Origin of the sequence: Streptomyces sp. NBC_01241, assembly GCF_041435435.1 — a bacterium.
Taxonomy (GTDB): Bacteria; Actinomycetota; Actinomycetes; order Streptomycetales; family Streptomycetaceae; genus Streptomyces.
In genome coordinates this window covers 8353525-8378648 of record NZ_CP108494.1, presented here as the reverse complement: position 1 = coordinate 8378648, position 25124 = coordinate 8353525, and the positions used below count along the sequence as shown (strand labels likewise).

At 69.8% G+C, this 25124-nt stretch carries 20 protein-coding genes, 2 pseudogenes and 1 riboswitch; of the genes and pseudogenes, 8 read left to right on the top strand and 14 right to left on the bottom strand.

Annotated features, from left to right (window positions below; translation table 11 throughout):
- Positions 1–182: 182 nt before the first annotated feature.
- The 4 genes and pseudogenes from OG306_RS37940 to OG306_RS37925 form a co-directional block, all read right to left on the bottom strand.
- Positions 183–2879 carry a SpoIIE family protein phosphatase gene (locus tag OG306_RS37940; protein WP_266751118.1) on the bottom strand — a complete coding sequence of 899 codons (2697 nt, stop codon included), beginning with the start codon at positions 2877–2879 and terminating at the stop codon, positions 183–185.
- A gap of 134 nt (positions 2880–3013) precedes the next feature.
- Positions 3014–3184, bottom strand: a complete 171-nt coding sequence (locus OG306_RS37935) for a DUF4032 domain-containing protein (RefSeq protein ID WP_371666140.1) — start codon at positions 3182–3184, stop codon at positions 3014–3016.
- Positions 3181–3626, bottom strand: a pseudogene (locus OG306_RS37930) (DUF4032 domain-containing protein); the annotation flags it as partial. The gene OG306_RS37935 and the pseudogene OG306_RS37930, both read right to left, overlap by 4 nt.
- Before the next feature lie 168 nt (positions 3627–3794).
- Positions 3795–4382 carry a DinB family protein gene (locus OG306_RS37925; RefSeq protein ID WP_371666139.1) on the bottom strand — a complete coding sequence of 196 codons (588 nt, stop codon included), beginning with the start codon at positions 4380–4382 and terminating at the stop codon, positions 3795–3797.
- 648 nt (positions 4383–5030) lie between these two features.
- On the opposite strand from OG306_RS37925, the gene OG306_RS37920 reads away from it, so the two are divergent.
- The 3 genes and pseudogenes from OG306_RS37920 to OG306_RS37910 form a co-directional block, all read left to right on the top strand.
- Positions 5031–5219, top strand: a complete 189-nt coding sequence (locus tag OG306_RS37920) for a hypothetical protein (protein WP_323184004.1) — start codon at positions 5031–5033, stop codon at positions 5217–5219.
- 15 nt (positions 5220–5234) lie between these two features.
- Positions 5235–6416, top strand: a complete 1182-nt coding sequence (locus OG306_RS37915; protein WP_266751116.1) for an MFS transporter — start codon at positions 5235–5237, stop codon at positions 6414–6416.
- Positions 6417–6924: 508 nt separating this feature from the next.
- A pseudogene (locus tag OG306_RS37910) lies at positions 6925–7200 on the top strand (ferredoxin-NADP reductase); the annotation flags it as partial.
- Between the two features lie 85 nt (positions 7201–7285).
- Here OG306_RS37910 and OG306_RS37905 read toward each other — a convergent pair.
- Positions 7286–7807 carry a GNAT family N-acetyltransferase gene (locus tag OG306_RS37905; RefSeq protein ID WP_266904473.1) on the bottom strand — a complete coding sequence of 174 codons (522 nt, stop codon included), beginning with the start codon at positions 7805–7807 and terminating at the stop codon, positions 7286–7288.
- 216 nt (positions 7808–8023) lie between these two features.
- On the opposite strand from OG306_RS37905, the gene OG306_RS37900 reads away from it, so the two are divergent.
- Positions 8024–9313 carry a cytochrome P450 gene (locus OG306_RS37900; protein ID WP_371666138.1) on the top strand — a complete coding sequence of 430 codons (1290 nt, stop codon included), beginning with the start codon at positions 8024–8026 and terminating at the stop codon, positions 9311–9313.
- Positions 9314–9505: 192 nt separating this feature from the next.
- Here the strand turns inward: OG306_RS37900 and bla are convergent, their stop codons facing one another.
- The 4 genes from bla to OG306_RS37880 all read right to left on the bottom strand — a co-directional run bounded on the left by bla (position 9506) and on the right by OG306_RS37880 (position 14079).
- Positions 9506–10381, bottom strand: a complete 876-nt coding sequence (gene bla / locus OG306_RS37895) for a class A beta-lactamase (RefSeq protein ID WP_266752647.1) — start codon at positions 10379–10381, stop codon at positions 9506–9508.
- Between the two features lie 854 nt (positions 10382–11235).
- Positions 11236–12108 (bottom strand): EamA family transporter, encoded by an 873-nt coding sequence (locus tag OG306_RS37890; RefSeq protein WP_371666137.1) that lies wholly within the window; start codon positions 12106–12108, stop codon positions 11236–11238.
- 165 nt (positions 12109–12273) lie between these two features.
- Positions 12274–12927: an HD domain-containing protein gene (locus OG306_RS37885; RefSeq protein WP_266751110.1), complete on the bottom strand. Its 654-nt coding sequence runs from the start codon at positions 12925–12927 to the stop codon at positions 12274–12276.
- A gap of 72 nt (positions 12928–12999) precedes the next feature.
- Positions 13000–14079, bottom strand: a complete 1080-nt coding sequence (locus OG306_RS37880) for an NAD(+)/NADH kinase (RefSeq protein ID WP_266751109.1) — start codon at positions 14077–14079, stop codon at positions 13000–13002.
- Between the two features lie 277 nt (positions 14080–14356).
- Here OG306_RS37880 and OG306_RS37875 point away from each other — a divergent pair, with 277 nt between their 5' ends.
- Complete coding sequence (locus tag OG306_RS37875) at positions 14357–15253, top strand: alkaline phosphatase family protein (protein ID WP_266751108.1); 897 nt, start codon at positions 14357–14359, stop codon at positions 15251–15253.
- A 156-nt stretch (positions 15254–15409) separates the two neighbouring features.
- Here the strand turns inward: OG306_RS37875 and OG306_RS37870 are convergent, their stop codons facing one another.
- The gene (locus OG306_RS37870; protein ID WP_266751106.1) at positions 15410–16807 is read right to left on the bottom strand and encodes an APC family permease; all 1398 of its coding nucleotides are present in this window, start codon (positions 16805–16807) and stop codon (positions 15410–15412) included.
- Between the two features lie 423 nt (positions 16808–17230).
- On the opposite strand from OG306_RS37870, the gene OG306_RS37865 reads away from it, so the two are divergent.
- A complete protein-coding gene (locus tag OG306_RS37865) occupies positions 17231–17524 on the top strand; it encodes a hypothetical protein (protein WP_266751104.1) in 294 nt (97 codons plus the stop codon).
- 134 nt (positions 17525–17658) lie between these two features.
- Here OG306_RS37865 and OG306_RS37860 read toward each other — a convergent pair whose 3' ends face one another.
- Entirely contained in the window at positions 17659–18423 is a 765-nt protein-coding gene (locus tag OG306_RS37860) for a transglycosylase SLT domain-containing protein (RefSeq protein WP_266751102.1), read from the bottom strand.
- 2 nt (positions 18424–18425) lie between these two features.
- A riboswitch (cyclic di-AMP (ydaO/yuaA leader) is annotated at positions 18426–18590 on the bottom strand.
- Between the two features lie 725 nt (positions 18591–19315).
- On the opposite strand from OG306_RS37860, the gene OG306_RS37855 reads away from it, so the two are divergent.
- Positions 19316–20989: an ATP-binding cassette domain-containing protein gene (locus tag OG306_RS37855; protein WP_371666301.1), complete on the top strand. Its 1674-nt coding sequence runs from the start codon at positions 19316–19318 to the stop codon at positions 20987–20989.
- 73 nt (positions 20990–21062) lie between these two features.
- On the opposite strand, the gene OG306_RS37850 is transcribed toward OG306_RS37855, so the two are convergent.
- The 3 genes from OG306_RS37850 to OG306_RS37840 all read right to left on the bottom strand — a co-directional run bounded on the left by OG306_RS37850 (position 21063) and on the right by OG306_RS37840 (position 24464).
- The gene (locus OG306_RS37850; RefSeq protein WP_266751098.1) at positions 21063–21740 is read right to left on the bottom strand and encodes a DUF305 domain-containing protein; all 678 of its coding nucleotides are present in this window, start codon (positions 21738–21740) and stop codon (positions 21063–21065) included.
- Positions 21741–21842: 102 nt separating this feature from the next.
- The gene (locus OG306_RS37845; protein WP_266751097.1) at positions 21843–22379 is read right to left on the bottom strand and encodes a hypothetical protein; all 537 of its coding nucleotides are present in this window, start codon (positions 22377–22379) and stop codon (positions 21843–21845) included.
- 111 nt (positions 22380–22490) lie between these two features.
- Positions 22491–24464, bottom strand: a complete 1974-nt coding sequence (locus OG306_RS37840; RefSeq protein WP_327258374.1) for a heavy metal translocating P-type ATPase — start codon at positions 24462–24464, stop codon at positions 22491–22493.
- 103 nt (positions 24465–24567) lie between these two features.
- On the opposite strand from OG306_RS37840, the gene OG306_RS37835 reads away from it, so the two are divergent.
- Positions 24568–24987, top strand: coding sequence for an ArsR/SmtB family transcription factor (locus OG306_RS37835; RefSeq protein ID WP_266751094.1), 420 nt, complete (start codon positions 24568–24570; stop codon positions 24985–24987).
- Positions 24988–25124: the final 137 nt, after the last annotated feature.

Below are 25124 nucleotides of genomic sequence, written 5' to 3'. Positions count from 1 at the left end.
GGCACTGCTCCGGCCGTTCCCGCGGCGGATCGGTCCGGTGCGGGCGGCGGGCTCCTACGAAGCGGGTGAGGGCGGCACGCTCGTCGGTGCTCGCCCTCACGCTCACGTGAACGCTCTCGTGCGCGGGGTTCGGTTCCCCGGACCGGCAACCGGTACCGCCACACGGTCTGTAGCCGGCCCGGTCACAGGCTCGGGGGGCCGCCCGGCAGTGTGTCGGTCGGCAGCGCCTGCTCGGTCCAGATGACCTTGCCGTGGTCCGTGTAGCGGGTTCCCCACCGGTCGGCGAACTGAGCGACGAGGAACAGTCCCCGGCCGCCCTCGTCCGTGGTGGCCGCCTGCCGCAAATGGGGCGCGGTGCTGCTGTGGTCGGAGACCTCGCAGATCAGGGAGCGGTCGCGGAGCAGCCGTACCCCGATGGGGCCGGCGGCATAGCGAATGGCGTTGGTGACCAGTTCGCTGAGGATCAGCTCGGTGGTGAACGCCTCTTCCGACAGATCCCATTCGGCCAGTTTGCGGGACACCTCGGCCCGTACCCGGGACACCGACGAGGGGTCGCTGGGTACGTCCATCTGAACGACGTCCGCGGCGTCCAGTCTGCGGGTACGGGCGACGAGCAGCGCGATGTCGTCACGGGCGAGATCGGGCACGAGGGTGCGCAGGACCGCGTCGCAGGTCTCCTCGGGTGTCCGGCCGGCGTTCTCGGCGAGAGTCCGGACGAGCAGGGACAGGCCCTCGTCGATGTCCCGGTGCCGGTCCTCGACGAGACCGTCCGTGTAGAGCACGAGCCGGCTGTTCTCGGGCAGTTGCGTTTCGAAGCTCTCAAAGGTCAGGCCACCGAGTCCCAGTGGCGGGCCGCCGGGCACGTCGGCGAATTCCGAGGTGCCGTCCGGGTGGACGACCACGGGCTGGAGGTGGCCGGCCCGCGCCATGGTGCAGCGCCCGGACACCGGATCGTAGATCGCGTAGAGGCAGGTGGCGCCGGCGACTTCCGCGTCGGCGCTGTCGACGGCCTCGTCCTGGTCGATCTGGGCGACGAGTTCGTCGAGGTGCCACAGGAGTTCACCCGGCGAGAGGTCCAGGGTGGAGAAGTTGTGGACGGCCGTGCGCAGGCGCCCCATGGTCGCGGCGGCGTGCAGTCCGTGGCCGACAACGTCGCCCACGACGAGCGCGACGCGGGCGCCGGGCAGCGGGATGATGTCGAACCAGTCGCCGCCGACGCCGCCCAGACCGGCCTGTGCGGGCAGGTACCGGTAGGCGACGTCGAGGGCGTTCTGGTCGGGGATACCGCGCGGCAGCAGGCTGCGTTGCAGGGTCACCGCCATGGCGTGCTCGCGTGTGTAGCGGCGGGCGTTGTCGACGCTCACCGCGGCCCGGGCGACCAGTTCCTCGGCGAGTGACCGGTCCTCGTCCTCGAACGGTTCGGACTCCCCGGCGCGCCAGAACAGGACGACGCCCAGGATCGCGCCGCGGGCGCGCAGCGGAACCGCGATCATCGAGTGGATTCCGTACGCGAGGAGTTCCCGGGCTCTCACGGGATCCTGCCGCTGCCAGCCGGAAAGGGCCACCAGATCCGCGTCGAGGACCGCCTCTCCCGTGCGCAGGCAGGCCCCCATGAGCGTGGTCGGCGGGAAGCGGAGCAGCGAGCCGACGGGGTGGAGCACCGAGTCGTCCCGAACGCCGCTGACGGCGGTACGACGCCACTCGGTGTCCGGGCCCGCGCGCGTGGGCTCCTCGCCGCGCAGGACCGCCTGCATCACATCGACGGTGGTGAAGTCGGCGAAGCGGGCGGTCGCGAACTCCGCCAGTTCCTCGCACGTACGCACCACGTCGAGTGTGGTGCCGATCTCGGTGCCGGCCTGATACAGCAGACTCAGTCGTCCGCGCGCCACGTCGGCCCTGCCCGTGACCGCCTGGAGTTCGGTGGTGTCGCGCAGGGTCGTCACGCTGCCGGGCGGGCCGCCGTCCCGGTCGGTCGACCGCTGGTTGACCGCGAGCAGGCGCTCACCGACCGGAAGCACCTCGTCGGTCATCGTCCTTCCCGAGACCAGCAACTCCGTGGTGACCGGGTCGAGCGCGAGCTCGGTGACCGCGCGCCCCTCCACATCCGCCGGCAGGCCGAGCAGCCGGCGGGCCTCGTCATTGGCGAGCAGTACCCGGCCGTCGCCGCTGACGATGAGGACGCCCTCGCGCACCGCGTGCAGGACGGCGTCGTGATGCTCGTACATCCGGGTCATCTCGGTGGGACCGAGGCCGTGCGTCTGGCGGCGCAGCCGTCTGCTCACCAGCGCCGTCCCGGCCGTGGTGAGCATCAGGATTCCCGCGGCGGAGCCGAACAGGAGCGGGAGCTGCTGCTCGACGACGCCGCTCACGCGTCTGATGGTGATACCGGCGGAGACCAGACCTACGACGCGGCCGTCATGACCCGTGACGGGTACCACGGCCTGCACAAGGGGTCCGATGGTCCCGGTGACTTCCTCGACGACGATGCCGCCGTTCAGCGCGGGCTTCAGGTTTCCGACGAACTTCTTCCCGATCCGGTCGGGCAGGGGGTGGGTGTAGCGGATTCCGGCCCGGTTCAGCACGACGACGAAATCGACGCCGGTGAGCTTCCGGGCGCGCTCGGCCAGCGGCTGGAGCACCGCGGTCGGGTCGGGGCTCTTCAGTGCCGCCTCGATCCCCGGTGAGCTGGCAAAGGCCTCGGCGACGGCGACCGAACGGTTACGGGCCTCTACTTTGCTGTCGGCCCGCGACTGAAGTACGAGCGCGGCCACTGCGGCGGCCACGAGCAACACAACTATCGCCACCTGCAGGAGAAAGACCTGACCGGCGACAGTTCGCATCCTGAGAACCGAGCGTCGGCGGCTGTCCCGTCCGGTCATGCCCTCTTTGTACACCTTGCGCACACACCGGGCGACCCGCGCGACGCACTGTGCGACGGCCGACGGGCAGGGCCGCGAGGTGTCGCGGCGGGGCGGTTCCGGCCGGCCGGCACGGGGCCCGGCCCGGTTCGGAGTCACTCGGGTGACGGACAGCCGCTTGCCGGGGGCGCTTCGGTGCGGGGACGGAGAAGGGCCGTGGCGACGTAGTCCGCCACGGTCGCCCGCGGGCCGATGTCCCCCTGTGCGCGCTCGGACATGCACCACAGGTGTTCCAACGACTCGTGACAGAGCTCGGCCTGGTCCATGGAGCCGCGGAAAGGTGGAATCGGACGAGCAGTACGGCGAGCGCGTCCATGAGCCGGTGCACCGCGCTCGGGCGCATGGTCGTCTCGAACATCGAGCGGTAGGGCAGGGACCCGTTGAGGTGACGGGTGATCAGCATCGGCTCCAGCGGTGCCCCGTCGCCGGCGGTGCGCCCGGTGACCACGGCGGGTGGGTCCACCGCGGTTATGCCGAGCCGGGCAAGGCTGCACAGCAGTTCGTACTCGCGTACCGCCGGGCGCTCGGCCAGCTCCTTGATCGCCACCACGTCGGACCCGGCCCGGGCGTAGCGCACGACGTGGCGGGAGATGCCGCGGGGCAGCGTCACCAGGTGTTTGTCCGGCCACTCCTCGAGCGGCAGGTGCCACGGCAGTTTCGAGAAGAAGCGGGGTGTTCGGGGCTGGTGGCGCTGAACCGCAATGCCATCGGTCGTCTCGCTCGTACGGTGGCGGGACCATCAGTGTGACGCAGCCGCCCGGATACATGGCCTCTCCTGCGGATCAGGGCCGGACGATGCACGGTGCCCGGTGCCGTGCAAGGCGGCGAGACACAGCACCGGGGCACGCGAGCCCGGCGTGATCCGAACGGGAGGCCCTAAGCGCGTCCGTCCGCCTCCCGGGCCACGCGCTCCAGCCGGTCGCGGTGGCTCTCCCACCACGCCGCGTCGCCGGGTGCCATACAGTCGCTTCCGGTCCGCAGCCCGACGACGCTGTCGATGAGCTCCCGGACGATGTCGGCGTGCCCGGCATGGCGATCCGTCTCGGCGATCATGTGGACGAGACTCCGGTGGAGCGTCACCTCGCTTCGCTCCCCCCACGCCACCCGGCCGACCGCGTCGAGGGGCAACGACTCGATGGTCTCGTCCGAGTGGGCCAGAGCTTGGCGATACATCTTCACGATCTGTTCACGCGACTCGTCCGCGGTCGCCCACATGTCGGAGTTCCGCTCGGCGTTGCCGACGATCCAGAGCGGCGGCGCATCGAACGGCCGCCCGAAGTTCTCGCCGAAGTACATCGCCTCGGCGCTGGTCATGTGCTTGACCAGTCCCAACAGATTGGTTCCGGTGGGAGTCATGGGGCGGCGGATGTCGTATTCCGACAGCCCCTCAAGCTTCCACAACAGGGCATCGCGAGCATCCTGAAGGTAGAGGTGAAGGTCTGCCTTGAGGTCCGATCGGGTCATGGGACCAGTCTGTCGCTCGTACGATCTCTGTCCATTGCTTTTCATCAGCCTCACCGCCGGCTACCAGGTGACGCTCGGCGACGACAACGTACGTCGGCGAGGGAAGGTGGGTATGAGCTCTCCTGCGAACCGGTCGTACACGACGCCGGACCCGACCGTCCGGCACAAGCGGTGAGCTCCGGCTCGGGCAGCTGATTCCCTGCTGCTCCGCGTGGCCGATACCTGTACGGGTGGTGCATACCCGGACACGGTCGTACTGTCGATTCAGGAACGACCGCTGGAGGAAGGGCACCGCCACCGATGACTGCTGCTGACGCGCAGACCTCGGCACGCAGGGCGGGTCCGGTGCGACGGGAAGGCCGCTCGGATTCGGAAAGAAGCAGCTGGGGAGCCGACATGCAACGAGACAGACTCAGAACAGCGGTCATGCTGTGTGCTGCCGCAACGCTTGCGGTGGCAGCGGTACCGGCATCCGCTTCCGCACGTCCGGCGTCGCCCGCTCGCGCGGTGGCCGTCGACTGCTTCTCGAATTCACAAGTACGCCCCGGTGACTTCCTGATCGCCTGCGGGGACGGCAACAACCGCCTCATCACACTGCGTTGGACCCAATGGGGACCGATGTCCGCCGTGGGCAGCGGACTTGACGCCGTGAATGACTGTCAGCCCTACTGTGCCGCGGGCAAGTTCCACACCTACCCGGTCGAGGTGCGGCTCGACCGCCCGCAGAGCTGGCAGAAGCATCCCGACCTCCAGCACTTCACCCGGCTTCAGCTCGTCTACACGGACAGCACACCGGCGCAGACGCACCGGGTCGTGACGTACAAACTCTGGGACTGACGCACTCTGGGACTGATGAATCCACTCGTTCGCCGGCGGCCGGGCTATTTGGCCGCGGCGGCGGTGTTCGCCGTCGGGATGGCCGGGACCACCCTGCCCACACCGTTGTACGGGCTCTACCAGGAGCAGATCGGGTTCTCCGAGCTGATGGTGACGGTGGTCTTCGCCGTGTACGCCGTCGCGGTGATCACCGTGCTCCTGGTGGCGGGCAACTACTCCGACGAGGCCGGCCGCAGACCTGTGGTCCTGGGTGCCATGGCACTGTCGGCTGCGAGCGCGGGATGCTTCCTACTGCAGAGCGGCCTTCCGCTGCTCTTCGTGGGGCGACTGCTGTCCGGCTGCGCGGCCGGGCTGCTGAGCGGCGCGGCAACGGCGGCCGTCATCGAACTGGCGGGTCCCGGGCAGAAGGCGCGTGCCGGTTTCGCCGCCACTGCGGCGAACATGGGTGGTCTGGGCTGCGGTCCACTGCTCTCCGGCCTCCTCGCGCAGTACGCGCCCTGGCCGTTGATGCTGCCGTTCTGGGTCCACCTGGGGCTGGTGGGCGCGGCCGCCGGGATCACCTGGCTTTTGCCGGAGACCGTGACCAAGCCGAAGCGGTGGCCGCGTCCGAAGCCGCAGGGAGTCTCCGTGCCTCCCGAGGTGAAAGGTGTGTTCACGCCCGCCTCGCTGGCAGCGTTCGCGGGCTTCTCGCTGCTCGGGCTGTTCACGGCGGTGGCGCCGAGCTTTGCCGCTCGGACCCTGGGTGTGCACAACCTGGCCGTCTCCGGCGCGGTGGTGTTCTCCGTGTTCTTCGCTTCGACCGTCGGGCAGTCCTTGACGCCACGGATCGGCGCGCGCCTCGCGCTTCCCGTGGGGTGCGGCATCCTCGTCGTGGGCCTGCTGCTGGTGGCGTCATCGCTGATCGCCGAATCCCTGCCCCTGCTCGTCCTCGGCGCGCTGTGCGGCGGCACCGGCCAGGGACTGGCCTTTCGCGCGGCGCTCACCCTGGTCAGCGGGGCGGCCCCGGCACGGCATCGTGGCGGCACCATTTCGGCGTTCTTCGTCGTCGCCTACGCCGGGATCTCGGTTCCGGTGGTCGGAGTCGGCGCCATGGCCACCTGGCTCGGGCTGCGCCAGGCCGGACTGATCTTCACGGGCTGCGTGATGCTGCTGGCAGCGGGCGCGGGAACCTACGCCGCGCTGAGGCCGCCGCGCTGAACCACTCATGCGGCACGGCAGATGTCGGCGACCGCGGGCAGCTGGACCGTGCGGAAGTGAACGGGTGCCCGTCCCCCCGGCCACCGCCTGACATGGTGGCAGCCCCCTGCTCTCACAGGGGGCTGCCGGTGAATCCGATCTCTCTCTGAGAGGAGCCGTCCTCGTGGACCATGCTACGGCGATGGACGACCCGTGCCACTCCAGCAGTGACCGGCTGAGCGGAGACGGGGCTCCGGAGGATCCCGCAGGGCCGTGAGCCTGCGGCCCTGAGCCCCGCCGACGTGCACGACCGGACGGGACGCCGAGCGGGTGACCGCACCTCCGCCCACCCGCAGCAGGTGGACACTCTCGACTCCGGGACGGAGCGCGCACGACGTCGCCGCCAAGAGAGTTCGAGCGGATTCTCTACGAGGGGCAGGCCCGCGCCGCACTCTTGTCATACGTTCCGTCCAACAGCTTGCCAGACGTCGCGTCCAGCAAGCGGGGGTGGTGCTCGGCAGCCATGGTTATCGGAGCCAACCGCGCCTGCGCCGCCGAAACCGTCGGCACCCTCCTGGCCGGTGCCGTGGCCGGCGCGCTGCCGCCGCCCGGGGGTACGTCCCAGGCGTTCCGGCGCCTCGTACGGAGCCGCAGCCGCCATGTCGTCGACGCCCGGGGGCCGGCCGCGATCGACCGGGCCGAACTGGCACCCGGCCGCGAAGACGGCCGTTCACGGGTCAAATTCGGCACAGTAACGGAACTGGTCGCGGCGTCCAAGGGCGGCCGTCCACGGCTGCCGGGCTGAACGCCCCAAGTCGCCGCCGGCGCGGCTCCGCGTTCGGGTTCACCACACCCGGCGCCGTGCCGCGTACGGCCCTGTTCCCTCGGGACTACTCAGCCGGGTCGTGCCGGTCGGACGGGCCCGTCGATCGGTCCAGCGCGTATACGGTGACCGGATTGCCCTTGACCGTGTCCTGGCGCCGCGGTGAGAAACCGAGACGCTTGGCCACCCTCACGGACGGCTCGTTGCCCGGTCGGATGAGCGCGGTGAAGTAGTCCTCCTCGAGTGTGGCGAAGCCCCAGTCGAGGCACGCCCTGGCCGCCTCGGTGGCGTATCCGTGTCCCCAGTGCTCCGCCCGGAACGTCCATCCGAGCTCGACCTCGTCGAACTGTTCCCAGTACTGCAGGCCGCTTCGGCCGATGAGTTCACCGCTCGCCCTGAGTTCGACCGCGCAGAGGCCGTGGCCCCGCTCGGCCCACTGACGCTCGATCACGGCGATTCGGTCCCACGCCTGCTGACGGGTGTACGTTCCGACGAACCGGTTGACCCTCGGGTCCGCATGGAGGTCGACGAAGGCATCGACGTCGGAGAGCTGTAGTGGCCGTAGCGACAGTCGCTCAGTCTCGATCATGTCTGTGAGCATAGTTCTGTGCGTCCCGTCGGCCCGCCCCGGTCCCGTCCCCGTCCCGCCCGCTCGCGCTACCGTGTGCTACCAGCGCTCTTGCGGTTTCTGCCCTGGGATACGGCGTCTCTCGGTGCAGGCCGCGTCGGCGCCCGCCCATGTCCGCTTCCGAGCCTGCTGCACCGACTCTCATCTCCGCACCGTGTGCGGACCGCGCGACGACCCATGGAGAACACGTTGAGGACGAAGTTCCGTTCTCGTATCACCGCCCGGCTTGGGCGCACGTACCTGTCCAGGATCCAGAAGTACGGTATCGGCTCCTCAACGATCCGGCTGCTGCCCGAGGACCTGCTGATGCTGCTGCGCAGGGATGGCCTGGACCCCGTGGACAAGCTGGCCGGGCTCCGGGCGACCGAGCCGGTGTCCAAGGTGTCGCTGCCGTTCGGCATGGATGTGTGGGTGGTCAGCGGCTACGAGGAGTCGAAGGCCGTGCTCGGATCGGCCGACGGTTTCAGTACCGACTTCGCCCATCTCGCCACGAATGCCGGAATGTCGGCGGAACAGAGCCCCGGCGGGCTCGGGTTCAGCGACCCTCCCGTGCACACGCGACTGCGCCGCATCCTGACCCCGGAGTTCACGATGCGGCGCCTGCGTCGTCTCACGCCCCGGATCGATGCCATCGTCGAAGAACGCCTGAACGCGATGGAAGCCCGTCGGGGCCCGGTCGATCTGGTGAAGGAGTTCGCGCTGCCGATACCCTCCCTCACGATCTGTGAGCTGCTCGGCGTGCCCTACGAGGACCGCCACGACTTCCAGCAGTTGGCCATGGACCGCTTCGATCTCTTCGGCGGCACGACCGCTCCCTTCGGCGCCATGTCGGAGTCCCTGGCGTACTTCAGGGACGTGGTCAGGATGCAGCGCGAGGATCCGGGCGACGGGCTGCTCGGCATGATCGTGAAGGAGCACGGCGACAGCGTCGCCGACGAGGAACTCGCGGGCCTCGCCGACGGAGTGCTGACCGGCGGATTCGAGACGACCGCCAGCACGATCGCCCTCGGCTCCCTCGTATTGCTGCGGAACGCCGACGTCTTCGAGCGGATACGGACGGACGACGCGGCCGCCGCACCGTTCGTCGAAGAGGTGCTGCGCTACCTCTCCGCGGTACAGCTCGCCTTTCCCCGCTTCGCCCGGCACGACATAGAGATAGCAGGCGTGGTCATACCCCGCGGCGACATGGTGCTCTGCTCACTGAGCAGCGCCAATCGCGACACGTCGTACGTGAGCGACGGCGGACGCTTCGATCCGCACCGCAATCCCTCGGGGCATCTCGCCTTCGGCTACGGCATCCACCGCTGCATCGGCGCCGAACTGGCACGCATGGAACTGCGCTCCGCCTATCCCGCCCTGGCCCGGCGGTTTCCCCGGATGCGCCTCGCCGTCCCGCCCGAGGAACTGGCCTTCCGCAAGCTGTCGATCGTGTACGGCGTCGAATCGCTGCCGGTGCACCTGCGCTGAGCGGGCGTACGGACCTCACCTCCCCGTGGACCGGTCCGCCGGTCCCCGTCCTGACGGGTGACGATGATCCGCTGCGGACTGCGGGACGTGCTGCCGCGTCGCCATTCGACTTCGCCGCTGGGGCGTACCAGGCGCAGGCCGGGGAAGCGGCCGGCGAGCCGGCGCAGGGACAGTGGGTGTGGGTCACCTGCGTCAGGTAAGAACCGCCGCGAGGATGGCGGCGGTCTGTGCGATCAGGCGGTCGTCCGCCCCTGCGTCCTTCTCTTGCCGGGTGGACAGCACAGCCATCACGATCGGCCCCCGGTGGGACGGCCAGGCGATGCCCACGTCGTTCGTGGTCCCGTAGCTGCCGGTGCCGGTCTTGTCGCCGACGGTCCAGTCCTCGGGAAGGCCGGCGCGCAGGCGGTTGCCGCCCGTCGTGCCGGTCAGCAGCCACCCGGTCAGCCGCTTCCGGTCTCCCGCCTCCAGGGCGTTCCCGAGGGTGAGCCTCGCGTAGGTCCGGCCAATGGCCCGGGGACTGGTGGTGTCGGTCAGCCGCCCCGGTTCCGCCGAGTTCAACTCGGGCTCCCAGCGGTCGAGCCGGGTCACCTCGTCCCCGATGGACCGGCAGAAACGGGTGACGGACGCCGGTCCGCCGAGCTCCTCCAGCAGGAGGTTCGCCGCGGTGTTGTCGCTGTGCGAGATGGCCGCACCGCACAGGTCCTCGACCGTCATCCCGTGCGCGAGGTTCTCGGGCAGACCGGTCACGGGCGCGCCTCCCGACCTCTTGATGTCCTGCTCCGTGTAGTGAATGACCTGGGAAAGGAACGTCCCGTCATGGTCGAGGTCCCTCAAGACGGCCCCGACGGCCGGCGTTTTGAACACCGAACACATGGGGAAGCGCTCATCCCCCCGATGAAGGACGGCCCTGCCCGTCGCCGTGTTCCACCCGAACACCCCCAGCCGCGCGGCATGCGCCCGTTCCAGGTCGTGCAGCTTCAGCGCCGCCCCGCTCCCCGGGCCGGCGGCGTACGCGGCCGATGTCATGGGGACGGTGGCCAGCGCCGCTCCCAGACCGCCGACGAGCATTGCCCGGCGTGACGCACCCCTGCTCGACTTCAAGATCTCCCGCCTTCCTTGGTCGTACAGCCTGTCTTCTCATGCTTGTACAGCCTGTCTTCTCATGCTTGTACAGCCTGTCTTCTCGTACGGTCGCGCTTCTTGCACTCGACGCTTCCGGTGTCCCACCATTTGCCGCCCGGTCCTGCCTCCACAACCTGACGAGCCCGCGCAGCGCGGGCCGGCCTGCTGACCCCTGCGAACCGCCCCGGCCTCGCAGATCAACCGAACCGGTGATATCGAACGATCGAACCGCTGACAGAGAGCCCTCATGCAACAAACGTCACGGTCGAACCACTTGCTGACGGTGGCCGCGGCCTCCCTCGTAGCCGCCATGGTGCTGTGCACCGGCGTGGCCGCTGCCGCCCCGCCGCCCCATGCTGCGCAAGGAGGTCAACCGCATCAACGAGGCCCTCGTCCGGGCCGTCACCGCGTCGGCAGCGTGGCGCCCAGTACCCTCGTACGGCGAAGTGCCGGCCGCCTCGGCGGTACGCGTGCGCCACGCACGGAATCTCGACGCCCTTCACCTGGCGGCACTGAACCGATCCGTCAACTCCGTTTGCGGCAGCCGCTCTTGACGTCCACGGCACCTCGACAGGGGCCGGACAGGACAGCCACGGCGGGAATACGGTTTCAGCCGGGCCGCGTTCGCCGGCAGCCCGACCCCCGCACATGGTCTAAACATGTTCAACTACCCTGACTAGCCTCGAACTTGAGCCCGGTCCGCACCCGCCCGCGCACCCGCCCGCGCACCCGCCCGCGCACCGGCCCGGTGGGCGGGCGGGTGCGGCGAGCACGTCCTTGTGCGTGCCTCGCTCCCGCGCTCACCTCACCGTGGCGAGCCGGCCGTGCGGCTGGACGGTGACGAGGGCGATGCCCGCGCAGCACACCGCGAGGAGCAGGAGCTCGGTGACCGAAGGAGCGGGCGCGGTGTCCAGTGCCCAGTCGCCGAGGCGCACCGTGAACGGAACGGCCAGCTGCACAGCGGCGGTGAAGACCGGCCCCCGGAGCAGGATGAGCCGGTGCTGTACGAGGTAGGCGGGCGCGTACACAGCCGCGCCCAGCACCACGATGCCGCCGGTCGCGGCGAGTGTCGGAGGGCGGGCGATCAGCGCGGGCAGGGCCATCGGGAGCAGCAGACAGGTGGCGGCGGCGAGCAGCACGGGCAGAACGGCGAGGGGTGGCAGCCCCGAAAGCCGTTCCCGGTACAGGAACCCGTACACCGCGAAGGCCACCGTCGCGGCCGCCACCAGCAGCAGCCCCACGCCGTCCACGTCGCCCGCGTCGGCGCCGAGCGCCGCGTATCCGGCCGCCGCCGCACAGGCCAGCGCCGCTCCCGCCGCCTTGCGCGGCCCGGACCGCTCGCCGAAGAACAACGCACCCACGGCAACCGAGGCGCACGGCATCAGCGCGACGACGAGATTGGTGAGCGAGGTGCCGATGCGCGGGATGGCGAGCAGGGTGCCGGCCGCGTATCCGGCGAAACCGAGCAGGCCCAGCAGCCATACGGTGCCCGGCCGGGCGGCGGCCCGGCGCAGATCGGCCCGGCCGCCCGCGCTGGAGGCGGCGACCGCGGTGAGTACGGCGCAGCACACCGCCGTGCGGCCCACGGCGACGATCAGCGGGTCGGTCCCGGTGACCAGAGCGCCGGAGAGCAGCCAGGTCCCGGCGAGCAGCAGTACGAGGACAACCGGCACAGCATGCCCTTTCCGTAGGCGGCGGTGGGACGGGCGCACACCTCAGAACCGTACGAGCTGCCCCCTCACCCGTGAACACCGCCCCCGGAGCGGCGCGGCTCGCGGCCGCCCCTCATGGTGCGCCCGGAGGCAGACACACGCGCTTCCGTGCCGTGTGGGGGCGCGCTACTCCGGCCAGGGGGAATCCAGGATGGTGTCCACGAAGTCGCCCCGCTCGAATCCGGGTACGTAACGCTCCAGGACATCGGCCTTCACGTTGCCGAAGGTGGTGTCCGGCTTCGCCTCGATTCCTTCGGTGAAGGCCCGCAGGATGCGCTGCTTGAAGTCGGGGCGGGGATGGAGGGCGACGACCGACGCCCGGTCCACGTCGCTGATGTCGGCGTACCCGATGCCGAGCACGTCGTACTCCACCCCCGCGGTCACCAGCGCGACCTCGGGCTCCATGAAGGCTGGAATTCCCGGCGTCGTATGGAGCGCGATCGCCGTCCAGACGCGGCGGACGCTGTCCTCGGGCACACCGTGGCTCTGCAGGAATCGCCGGGCCTCGTCGGCGCTGTCCACCTCGAACCGGCGCCCACTGGTACGGAATTCCTCGTTGAGGCCGAGGTCGTGGAACATGGCGCCGATGTAGAGGAGTTCCGGGTCGAAGCTCAGCCCCTTGTTGCGCCCCTGCAGACTGCCGAAGAAGTAGACCCGGCGGGAGTGGTGGTAGATCAGGTCGTCGGCCGCGTCACGCACCAGTTCGGTGGCCGCGGTGGCCAGCGCGGTGTCGGGCACCGTCACACCGGTCGTGGCGGGAAGATCGGCACTGCTGGGCATGTGAACTCCTTGTCGTACGGCAGCCTCGGCTCTCCTGTCCGATTCTTCAGGCTGCGGCCCTCCGTTGCACGGTCAGCGACCGGTGGCCGCGTCCCGGTACTCCGGGGAGAGATGCAGGTGGGCCAGGTCGTGCGGGACGGGTCCGTCGTGGCGGAAGAGGGGTGCGCTCTCCCCGTCGGCGGCCGTGGCCGGGGCGTCCGTGAGGCGGAGACGTGTCCGCAGCCGCCCGTAGAAATCGTGCGGGCCGAGCCTGATGACGCGCAGACGGCGCGGGGCCGCGTACACCCCGAGCCAGTCCCCGGCGTCCAGTACGCCGCGCAGTTGCCCGTCGATCGTGACCGCGCCCTGCCCCGAATGCGGCAGGACCCGCACCGCGACCGGTTCGTCCGGCGCGACGACCACGGTGCGATCGAAGGTCATGTGCGGCGCGACGGGTGTGAAGAGGATGGCATCCATGCGGGGTGAGACGACCGGACCGCCTGCGGCGAAGCTGTAGGCGGTCGACCCGGTGGGGGTGGCCATGATGACGGCATCGGCCGAGTACGAGGCGAGGAGCCGGCCACCGATGTACACGCCGAGACTCACCTGCCGGTCGCGTGCGAGCTTCTCGACGACGACGTCGTTGAGGGCCGTGACATCCAATGCCACCCCCCAGCCCTCCGCCCCGGCCTCGGCCTCCCGGTCGACCTGGGGAGGCGGCAGCATCGGGCGTCGTCCGTAGGCCATCAGGGCGTCGATGTCCTCGGGGACCTTCAGCACCCGGGAGGTCCTCATCGTCAGCGTCATGCGTTCCTCGACGTCCGCCCGCCCGCGGTGGACGGCGTCGAGTGCCCGGACGACATCCTCGACCGGTACCTCGGTCAGGAAGCCCACCCGGCCCAGGTCGATCCCGAGGACGGCGCCGTGGTTCTTGGCCGCGATCCTGGCGCCGCGCAGAAAGGTCCCGTCGCCGCCGAGTGTCACGATGAGGTCGGGGTTGCCCGCGACATGGGCCTCCTCCCGTCCGCCGCGACGACGTGCGTCGTCGCGCCACACGTCGATGTCCGTGCACGGAATGGCCTCGTCCGCGCACCAGTCGCGTACGACGCGCGCCGCGACGACAGCCTCGGGATGGCCCTGGTGGACGACGATTCCCACCCGCTCGACACTCATCTCGCTCCGACTCCCCGTGTTCCGATGTGGTGGCAGTGACGATGCCCTGACTCCACCTTGATGGCCCACGGGTGCGCCCGCTCGGTCGCCGGGCCGCAGGACCGTCCGCGGTCAGGCGATCGGGCGCTACGGGAGCGCGGCGTGACACGGAGCGGGCGCGGCAGACTGGTGAGGAAGGGGTTCGTCCGCTCTTCATGCACGGGACGCGGCCGGGGCCGCCTGTGGCTGCGGAGGCCGCGGCACCATCTGCTCGTCACTTCTCCTCCGGAGGACCGTCATGGCCGAGGTCGAGGCGTCCCGGCACAAGCGGCGGCGGCGTTCTCTCACCGGGCCGGCCGGGGCCGTGGCTGTCGCCGCCGCCTCGATCGGCCTCTGGGCCACCACCGGGTCACCCGCGCAGGCCGCCGGTCTCCCGGCCCCCGATCACGTCGTGGTCGTGGTGATGGAGAATCACGGCTACAACCAGGTGATCGGCAGCTCGGACGCCCCGTACATCAACAACACGCTCAAGGCGGGCGGCGCCGACCTCACCCGGTCCTTCGCGCTGACGCACCCCAGCGAGCCGAACTACTTCATGCTGTTCTCGGGCTCCGACCAGGCCCGCACCAGGGACAGTTGTACGGGCGTCGGTTCCCTGGCCGCACCCAATCTCGCCGCCGAGCTGATCGCCGCCGGGAAGACCTGGGCCAGCTACAACGAGTCGCTGCCCCACCAGGGTTCGACGGTCTGCGGCAGCGGCGACTACACGCAGCGGCACAACCCCTGGTTCGGATTCTCCAATGTGCCGACCGGCACCGCGAAGACCATGGCGCAGTTCCCGGCCGACTTCACCGAGTTGCCTAAGGTCTCGTTCGTCGTGCCGAACTTGTGCGACGACATGCACTCGTGCCCGGTCTCCACCGGTGACACGTGGATCAAGAACAAGCTGGGTGCCTATGCCGACTGGGCCAGGACCCACAACAGCCTCCTGGTCGTCACGTTCGACGAGGGAAGCAAGGGGTCGGGCAACCGTATCCCCACCGTCCTCTACGGCGAGCACGTCATCCCCGGCAGCTCCAGCGGTAGCACGTACAACCACTACGACGTGCTCCGCACCCTGGAGGACCTGGCCGGTCTGAGGACGCACGCGGGCAACGCGGCCTCGGCGTCCGACATCACCGGCATCTGGAAGTGACTCCCGGGTGTCCCGCGGATTCCCGCAGCACCGACGCCGCCACCCCCGGCGCCCGTCATGAGGTGACGGCGGAGCGGGGGTGACGGCGGCCCGGGGTGACGGCGGGGCCGGACGGACCGGGGTGCGGGACGTCGGTCGTGGGCCCCGGTCGTCCGGTCAGTGCTGCACGTCCTCCGGAATGCTGACCAGCCAGCGGGTCTCCTGGCGGGGCCGCAGATACAGCGCCCAGTAGAGGGTGGCAACCGCGGTGATTCCGCCGGTCCACAGCAGGTACTCGGTCTCCTGCTGGGTCAGGATGTACGCGAGCACGGCGATGAGCAGCACGGGGGTCGCAGGCCACAGCGGCATGCGCCAGGCCGGTGCCTCGCGGTGCGCCCCGCGGCGGCAGAGCAGAGCGGCGACCGCGACCAGCAGGTACATGGCCGTGACGGAGACGCCGGTGACGCCGTACAGGGTGTCGAGGTTGACGAAGCAGAGCGCCGCTCCGGGGACGCCGACGACCAGGGTCGCGACCCACGGGGAGCCGAACCGGCCGAGCTGGGACAGGGCGTTGTTGACCGGCTCGGGCCATGCCTTGTCGCGGGCGGAGGCGAACAGGACCCGTGAGTTCTGGATGACCATCACGATGCCCGCATTGATGATCGCGAGAGCGACGCAGAGGCTGACGAACGTACCGACGGCCGAGTTGGACCAGGCGGCGACCATGGTGTTGAGGTCGCCCGAGGTCAGGGCCGCGAGGTCCGGGGCACCGAACGTGATGGCGATGACCGGGACGAGGATGACCGCCGTGGAGATGGCGAGGGTGGCGAGGACGGTACGGGCCACGTTGCGCCGGGGATTCTCCAGCTCCTCCGAGAGGTAGACGGCTGTGGAGAAGCCCTGGGTGATGAAGAGCGCGATCGCCAGCCCGGAGACCACCATCATCGCGGTGACCGTGGAGCTCGTCCCGCTCGACGAGGCGACCGAACCGTGCACCAGCGCGGAGGCTCCGCGCTCGGAGTGCGCGAAGCCGAGAACGGCGACGACGCCGGCCGCGATCACTTCCAGGACGAGGAAGATTCCGGTGATCCACGCGTTGGCGCGCAGGTCCAGGAGGCCTGCGAGGGTGGCGAGCGCCATGACTCCGGCGCCCGCGAGTGGGGTCGGTATCTGCACCACGGGAGCGAGGTAGTCGGCCGTGCCCATGGCGATGACCGGGGGCACGATCATCACGACCAGCAGGGAGAGCACGAAGACGAGCCACCCGGCCAGCCGTCCCGCCATGGTCGACACCATGGCGTACTCACCGCCCGCACTCGGGATGAGGGTGCCCAGTTCCGAGTAACAGAAGGCGACCGCGATACAGAGCAGCGAACCGATGCCGATGGTCAGGGCGGTGTACGTGCCGAGGCTGGAGAACAGGTCCGGTACGACCACGAAGAGTGTCGAAGCGGGCGTCACGCAGGAGAGCGTGAGGAGTGTTCCGCCCACGACGCCGATGGAACGCTTGAGCTTCTGTGGGGTGGGGCCGGTCGCGGGGGCCAGCGCCTGGGGAGCGCTGAGCGTTTCGGTCATCGTGCGATTCCGATCAACAGGTGCGGTGACTGAGCACGGGAGCGGTATCGCCTCCAGACGAGGACGTAGTGAACGTTTTCTTCGCTCCCAGCGCGACATGCAATCCTGACGAGTTTCGCAGGTCAAGAGCTGTTCACCTACGGAATTCGTTGTTTCGGCGAGCCGATACAACGGTTTGTCGTTGAAAGTGCGTCACTCTGCTGGAGATCGACGGGTGCGGGAACCGCAGCGGAATCCGATGGAAAATTTTGCCCGTTTCAGGATCCGGAGAGGCGGGAGCGTCCCGGAGCACCGCGGAGGACGGACGGCAGAGAGCGGAGAACGGCCGACGGCGGACGGCGGAGGGCGCGCGTCGACCGGGCCGTGAGCGCCCGCGCTCCGACTGGGGGTGCGCATCCATGGACTTGGTGCCAGCCTGGATTCATGGCTTGGGCGTCATGGACGACTCGCGGTGTGTTCTCCGGGCATGGTGGCGTGCTGACGGACGAGGTCGGCGTCCTGTCCGGGGACCTGACGGTTCACACGACCTGGGCCGATGACATGGCTCAGGTGACAGTGCAGTACACGGGTGCGATCGACTGGTTCACCATGTCGGGCAGCCCCGTGCCGTGCTGCTCCGAGGACGACAGCCGTCGTCTCCACGACGCGGTGGTGAAGTCCGTTCGTGAAGGAGCGGCGGCCAAGGTTCCCAGGCCACCGCCCAGCAGGCCGGAGTAGGTACCCCTGCCCCCAGGAAGCGACCGAACGGCGGTCCCTGACCGGCGGGTACGGTCCTTCACGAGAGGCCTGCTCGGCCCTCCGTGAACCCGTGAACCCGTCGGCCCTGAACCGCCGCCAGGAGCTCTTGTGCGTCAGTAGGCGCCGAACACGTTGTCGATCGAGCCGTACCTGTCGGCCGCGTAATTGCACGCTGCGGTGATGTTGGCGACCGGGTCGTAGCTGTCCATCGACGTGCCGGGCACGTGGTAGGCGCGGAACGTCGGGTCGATGATCTGCAGGAGCCCCTTGGACGGCGTTCCCTTGGCGGCGTTCGAGTCCCAGTTGTTGATGGCCCGGGGGTTACCGGAGGACTCGCGCATGATGTTGCGGTGGATGCCGTCGTAGCTGCCGGGTATGCCGTGCTGGGCCATGACGGCCAGCGACTCCTTGATCCAGCCGTCCAGGTCATTGGTGTACTTGGCGGGGGCGGCGGCAGTGGTCGACACCGCGACGGTGTTCACGGCCGATACGCCGGTGGACGTGCCGGCCACAGCCTTGGCGCCGATGGTCAGTTTCATGCCCGGGTGAATCAGCGTGGGGTCGGCACCGATGGTCTCTCGATTGTCCGCGTACAGCTTCTGCCAGCCACCGCTTACGGAATGCCCCTTCGCGATCTTGGAAAGGGTGTCACCCGCGATCACGGAATAGATGGTGGGCGCGGCCTTCTGGGCGGAGATTTCCTTGGCGACGGCGGCCGGTGCCGTGGCCTTTGCGGTGGCAGCCTGGGCCGGCGCGGCCGAAGCGAATCCGGCGCAGACCAGCGGCAGCACGAGGGCGGCTCCGCCCGTGGTCGCGGCAATGAAACCGCGGGTCCGCGAAGTGGGCTTGCGACGACGATACTCACCCGTTGTGGGCATGGCGAATTCCTCTCCGTCGCCTACGAGGTGAGCTGTCGGGTTCAGGCTGGAGATGCCTGGCCGCATGCAATTGCGACTTCACCCCGAGCCATACCGGATACCGGTTCGGCGGCTTACCTGGGTCCCCCGCTCCTGCCGTACGTGAGTGGGTTGGTCGGATTCTCGGACGGCGGCAGGATTCGGCGTTCCGTCCGGATTGACGGTGACCGTAGGCGAGAAATGCCGAAGGGAACAAGCCCCTATTTTTTGATCACAATTCATTTGCAAGATCGAATCACGGAAGGGGAAGTAAGCCACCTCACATCGCCATGCCAAATTTCCTTGCACAGAAGGGAACCGGGTGACGCGCCACGACATCGCGAGGCCTGAAAGTGACTCACACCACGCAGCTTCAGAAACGGGCATACCGGGCAGCGTCGAGAGATCGCAACTCCCCCCAAATGCCCCTTTGTTGCCCAAGAGCCCATGTCTAACGAAAGCGCACATATAGGACATTTGACTGACTCTTCGCCTGTTCTCGCTCCGGTGCACCACCGTCGGGCCCGCCACACCCGGCAGGACCGGCCTCCGATCGCTCGCGCCACTCCCCCGCACGGCATCGAGGCGTTGCCTTCCGCCCGCCTGATCGCTAAGGTTTCGAGCTGTCCTGTTGTCTCCGATAGAGGTGGACGTTGCGCATCTGAGGTTCGCGATCATCGCGCCGTACGACTCCGGTCGTACGCCCGTCACGCAGTAGCAGTGTGTTGTCCTGCCCGTGACCCCGCGTGGATGCGACCTCGGTGCATGAGCCGTCCCTCGATCTTTCGGACCGCCGCACCTGTTCCTGTTCGGTCGCTGCGTGGTGCTCGCATACGAAGCCCCCTTCACCGCGCTCACGACTGCGAGGATCACCATGGCGACACCCACCACCCCCAGTGCCTCCCTCACCTGCTCCGCCCTGTCCTTCCAGTGGCCGGACGGCACGACCGTCTTCGACGGGCTCTCGCTCAGCATCGGCCGGGGCCGCACAGGCCTCGTCGGCAACAACGGCGCGGGCAAGTCCACACTGCTGCGCCTGCTGGCCAGCCTGCTGCGCCCCTCCCAGGGCTCGGTGACCGTCGGCGGCAGCCTCGCCCACCTTCCTCAGAACATCACCCTCGACACGACGCTGCGGGTGGACGAGGCCCTGGGCATCGCCGAGCGGCGCGACGCGCTGCGCGCCATCGAGGCCGGAGATGTGGACGAGAAGCACTTCGAGACGATCGGCGACGACTGGGACGTGGAGGAACAGGCCCTCGCGACACTGGGGTCGCTCGGGCTCGGATACCTGGAGCTGGACCGCACCGTGGGCCAGATGTCCGGCGGGGAGACCGTCCTGCTGCGGCTGGCCGCCCTGCTGCTGGAACGCCCCGACGTCCTCCTGATGGACGAACCGACCAACAACCTCGATGTGTTCGCGCGCCGCAGGCTCTACGACGCCGTCGACAACTGGCGCTCCGGAGTACTGGTCGTGGTCAGCCACGACCTCGAACTGCTCGAACGCGTGGACCGCATCGCCGAACTGCACGCCGGATCCGTGAGCTGGTACGGCGGTGGCTGGTCGGCCTACCAGGAGGCCCTGGCCACCGAACAGGAGGCCGCCGGACGGATGTTGAGGGCCGCGGAGGCCGACGTGCGCCGGCAGAAACGCGAACTGGAGGAGACCCAGGTGAAGCTGGCCCGCCGTCAGCGCCAAGGCAGGAAGGCGGAGGCCGACGGGGGCCTCCCGAAGATCCTCGCCGGCCGCCGGAAGCGGTCCGCGCAGGAGTCCGGGGGCAGGCTTCGCGGCGTGCACGAGGAGCGGCTCAGCGAGGCGCGCGAACGCCGCGAGGAAGCCGCGGACGCGGTACGCAACGATGCCGAGATCCGCGTGAGCCTTCCCCACACCGCCGTTCCCACCGGCCGCACCGTGCTGAGCCTGCACGAACTGCAGCCCCGGTTCGGCAGGCTGCGCCGGGGCAGCCTCCATGTGCACGGGCCCGAACGCATCGCCCTCGTCGGGCGCAACGGCGCCGGCAAGACCACGCTGCTGCGCACCCTCACGGGCGAGCTCGCTCCGCTGTCCGGCGAGGCCAGGACGTTCGTACCGCTGCGGTTCCTTCCCCAGCGGCTCGATGTGCTGGACGAGGAGCTGAGCGTCGCGGCGAACGTGAACCGCATGGCTCCCGGGGTCACCGACAACCACATCCGCTCCCAGCTCGCGCGCTTCCTGTTCCAGGGGAAGCGCGCGGAACAGCCGGCGGGCACCCTCTCGGGCGGAGAGCGCTTCCGTGCCGCGCTCGCCGCGACGATGCTCGCCGCACCGGCCCCGCAGTTGCTGATGCTGGACGAGCCGACCAACAACCTCGACATCGCCGGTGTGCGTCAGCTGATCAGCGCACTCCGGTCGTACGAGGGTGCGCTGCTGATCGCCGGTCACGACCTGCCTTTCCTGGAATCGGTCGGCATCACCCGCTGGCTGCTCCTCGGGGAGGAGCTCCAGGACACCACCGCGGAGGAGGTGCGCGAGCTGCTCACAACGCCGGAAGCGGAGCAAGCGGAGGCGTAAGCGCCGGACCGGCAGGAGCACGGCAGGGGGTGCGGGCCTTCAGGAGGACGAAGGCCCGCACCCGTGCCACGGGTCAGAGCCTGGCGATGATCTTGTTCATCTTCGTGATTTCGGCGGTCTGGGCGGTGATGACGGCGCCGGCGAGCTTCTTCGCGTCGGCATTACTGCCGTTCTTCCGCTCGTCCTCGGCCATGGTGACCGCACCCTCATGGTGGCCGATCATGAGCTGGGCGAACTTCTTGTCGAACGCCTTGCCCCGGGCACCTTCGAGGTCACTCATGTCCTTGTCGGACATCATCCCCGGCATCCCCGAACCCGCGTTCGGGCCATGGTCCATGCCGGGCATGTCACCCATCGAGGACGAGGACTCGGGCAGCGGCTTGTCCCAGGACGTCAGCCAGCCCTTCATGGTGTTGATCTCGGGGTCCTGGGCCTGATCGATCGCGGCGGCCAGTTCCTTGATCTCGGGGTCGGCGGCGCGGCCGTCGGCCAGCTTCGCCATGTCGACGGCCTGCTGGTGGTGCGGGATCATCTGCTGCGCGAACTTCACGTCCGCGTCGTTGAACGCGGCGCCGGGCGTGGCCGGCACGGAGGCGCCGACGGAGCCGTGGTCCATGCCGGGCATGGACGAGCCGTCGGAGTCGGAGCCTTCGGAGGAGCCGCAGGCCGCCAGCGTCAGGGCGAGTGCGGCGACGGCGCCGACGGCCGCGAGCGTGCGGCGACGGGAAACGGTATGCAGGGAAACGGACATCACAGGTTCTTTCCAGGCGGATCGCGCCACATCGGTGGCGCGCGAAACGGACAGGACGCTCGGGCCGGCCCGGCCGTAGGGCCGGGAACCGGCGGACAGCCGTCACGTCCGCGCTACGCACACCTGGAGCAGTAGTTCTCTGCCGGCGAGCGGCGGTCCCCGCCGTGCCGGTCCTCGCACCGCCGGACGCAGCCGCCCGAGCACCCACCCGGCCAGGATCACCGGACCCAGCGCCGTCAAGAGCGGCAGCAGCCGGTCGCGGGCGTGGGTGGATACGCACGACTCGCCGTTCATCCCGGTCACGGCGGCGTCCGCCCGGGAGATGCCGTGCTCTTCCGGGACGGCCGTATGAGCGGCACCGGCCGCCATGGGCATGGGCGGGTTCGCGACCACGGCCATGCCACCGTGACAGCCCTCGGCGGCGCTCGCCGGGGCCCCGTGCATGAGGAACAGCCCGCACAGGACGGCACACAGCACGAGCAGCCGGGACATTCCCGGTGTGCGCGTCCGGCTGCGATCCACGGCTGCCTCGAATTCCCGGTCGTACGAGTCCTGCGGTACCAGCCCGACGATACCCCCACCGGGTTCCCCCGCCCTGTCGCACGCCGTGCCGTCGAACCCGGCACCGCCGGGCGACATGCTCGGCCGCCGTGCCCCCTAAAGCCATCTGCGTACGGACCACGGCAGGACGCCCTGCTCGTACGGGGCGCGTACGAGGACGAACGGCCCGTGCGTGCCAGGCACGGTGGCTCACCCGTCGTTGCGGGCGCGCGTCCAGGCGGCGTCGCGCAGCAGGCGCAGTCCGTTGAGGCCGACGATGACGGTGGAGCCCTCGTGCCCGGCGACGCCCAGCGGCAGCGGCAGCGTGCCGGTCAGGTCCCAGATGACGAGGCCGGTGATGAAGACGGCCGCGATCACCAGGTTCTGCGCCACGAGGCGGCGGCACCGGCGCGAGAGCGCCACGGCGGTGGGGATGGTGGCGAGTTCGTCGCGGACGACGACGGCGTCGGCGGTCTCCAGGGCGAGGTCGGAGCCGGCTCTGCCCATGGCGATACCGGTGTGGGCGGCGGCCAGTGCCGGGGCATCGTTGACCCCGTCCCCGACCACGAGGACCTTCCGTCCGGCGCTCTCCAGTTCCTTGACGGCGCGCACCTTGTCCTGTGGCAGCAGACCGGCCCGGACGTCGCCGATCCCGGCCTCGGCGCCCAGGCGAGCGGCGGCGCGCGGATTGTCGCCGGTGACCAGCACCGGTGTGCTGCCGGTGAGGGCGGTGAGTCGGGTGACGGTTTCCGGGGCGTCGGTGCGCAGCCGGTCGGCGATGCCCAGAGCGCCGACGGGTGTGCCGTCGAGGACCACCAGCACGGCGGTACGGCCGTCTTCCTCCAGTTGTGCGGCGAGTTCGGCGACCCCTTCGTGGGGGCGGCCGTCCAGCAGACGGGCAGGGCTGCCGACGGCAACGGTGCGGCCGTCCACCGTCGCGATGACACCGGTACCAGGGGTGGAGACGAAGTCCGTCACGGCGGGCAGCGCGAGACCCCGCGTCCGGGCCGCGTCGGTGACGGCCCGCGCGAGGGGGTGCTCGCTGGGGTGCTCGGCCGCCGCCGCGAGGGTGAGCAGGGCGTCCGTGGTCAGGCCGGAGGCGGCCAGGGGGCGGATGTCGGTGACGTGTGGGGCGCCTTCGGTCAGGGTGCCGGTCTTGTCGAGGGCCACGGCGTCGACCTGTCCGAGGCGCTCCATCACGACGGCGGACTTGATCAGCACGCCGTGTCGTCCCGCGTTGGCGATCGCGGACAGCAGCGGCGGCATGGTGGCCAGGACCACGGCGCACGGAGACGCCACGATCATGAAGGTCATCGCCCGGAGCAGCGTCGGCTGCAGTTCCGCGCCGAAGGCGAGCGGCAGGGTGAACAGGGCGAGGGTGGCCGCCACCATGCCGATGGAGTACCGCTGTTCGACCTTCTCGATGAACAGCTGGGTGGGAGCCTTCGTCCCGGAGGCCTCCTCGACCATGGCGACGATCCGGGCGATCACCGAATCGGACGGGTCACGCTCCACCGCGACCCGTAGCGCCCCGGTGCCGTTCAGCGTCCCGGCGAAGACCTCGTCGCCCTGCTCCTTGGCCACCGGCAGCGGCTCGCCGGTGATGGTCGCCTGATCGACCTCACTGGCCCCGTCGAGGACCCGGCCGTCGGCGCCGACGCGCTCACCGGGGCGCACCAGGATCACGTCCCCGATCCTCAACTGCGCGGTGGGCACGGCCTCTTCGGCACCGCCGTCGCCGAGGCGGGCCGCCGTGGCGGGGGCGAGGCCGAGCAGGCCGCGCACCGAGTCGGCGGTCCGTGCGGTGGCGAACGCCTCCAGGGCGCCCGACGTGGCGAAGATGACGATCAGCAGTGCGCCGTCCAGCACCTGCCCGATCGCCGCCGCCCCGAGGGCGGCGACGACCATCAGCAGATCCACGTCCAATGTCCGGTCCTTGAGCGCCTTGAGGCCCTCCCAGCCGGGCGCCCAGCCGCCCGCGACGTACGTCAGCGCGTACAGCGGGCCCCAGGCCCACCACGGAGCGCCGAGCAGGTGCAGGGACAGCGCCGACAGGAACAGCCCGAGGGCCGCCGCGGCCCAGCGGACCTCGGGAAGAGCCAGGATCCGGGTGCGCCGTCCGGTGACGACGGCGTCCCGGACCGGGTCGGCCGGCGAAGGCGGCCGGGTGAGGGTGAAAGACATGGAGGTTGATCCTTCACACGAGAAGGCGGAGTTTTTCGACCCCCGCACCATACAGGATTACATGAACACGCATTCATGTGTTCATCTCCGTAGGATGTAGGGCATGGGCCACGGAGCTGACGCGAACACTGCCACCGCGCGCGAGCGCCTCGACGCCGTGGGGGCCGCCGATGTGGCGACCACCCTGCAGGCTCTTGCCACCCCGTCCCGGCTCCGCATCCTCGCCCGTCTCCAGGAGGGGCCCTGCCCGGCGACGGAGCTCGCCGACGCGGTCGGCATGGAACAGTCCGCCTGCTCCCATCAGCTGCGGCTGCTGCGCAACCTCGGCCTGGTCACCGGCGAGCGCCGGGGCCGCTCGGTGATCTACGCGCTGTACGACAACCACGTCGCCGAACTCCTCGACCAGGCCCTCTTCCACGTCGAGCACCTGCGCCTCGGCCTGCACGACACTCCCGCAGAGGAAGCGGTGGGAGCCGGTGACGGGGTGGCGGCCGGTGACGCGGTGGCCGCCACCGTCCGCTGAAGCCGGGCAACGCTGAAGCCGGGCAACGAAGATCTCTTTCGACAACGTCGACGTGGACTGAACCAGGCGCCGGTCACGCCCATTCATGGAATGTGCCGGGCGCCGTCGCCGGCGTCCCCGCCACCGAATGCGGGAGC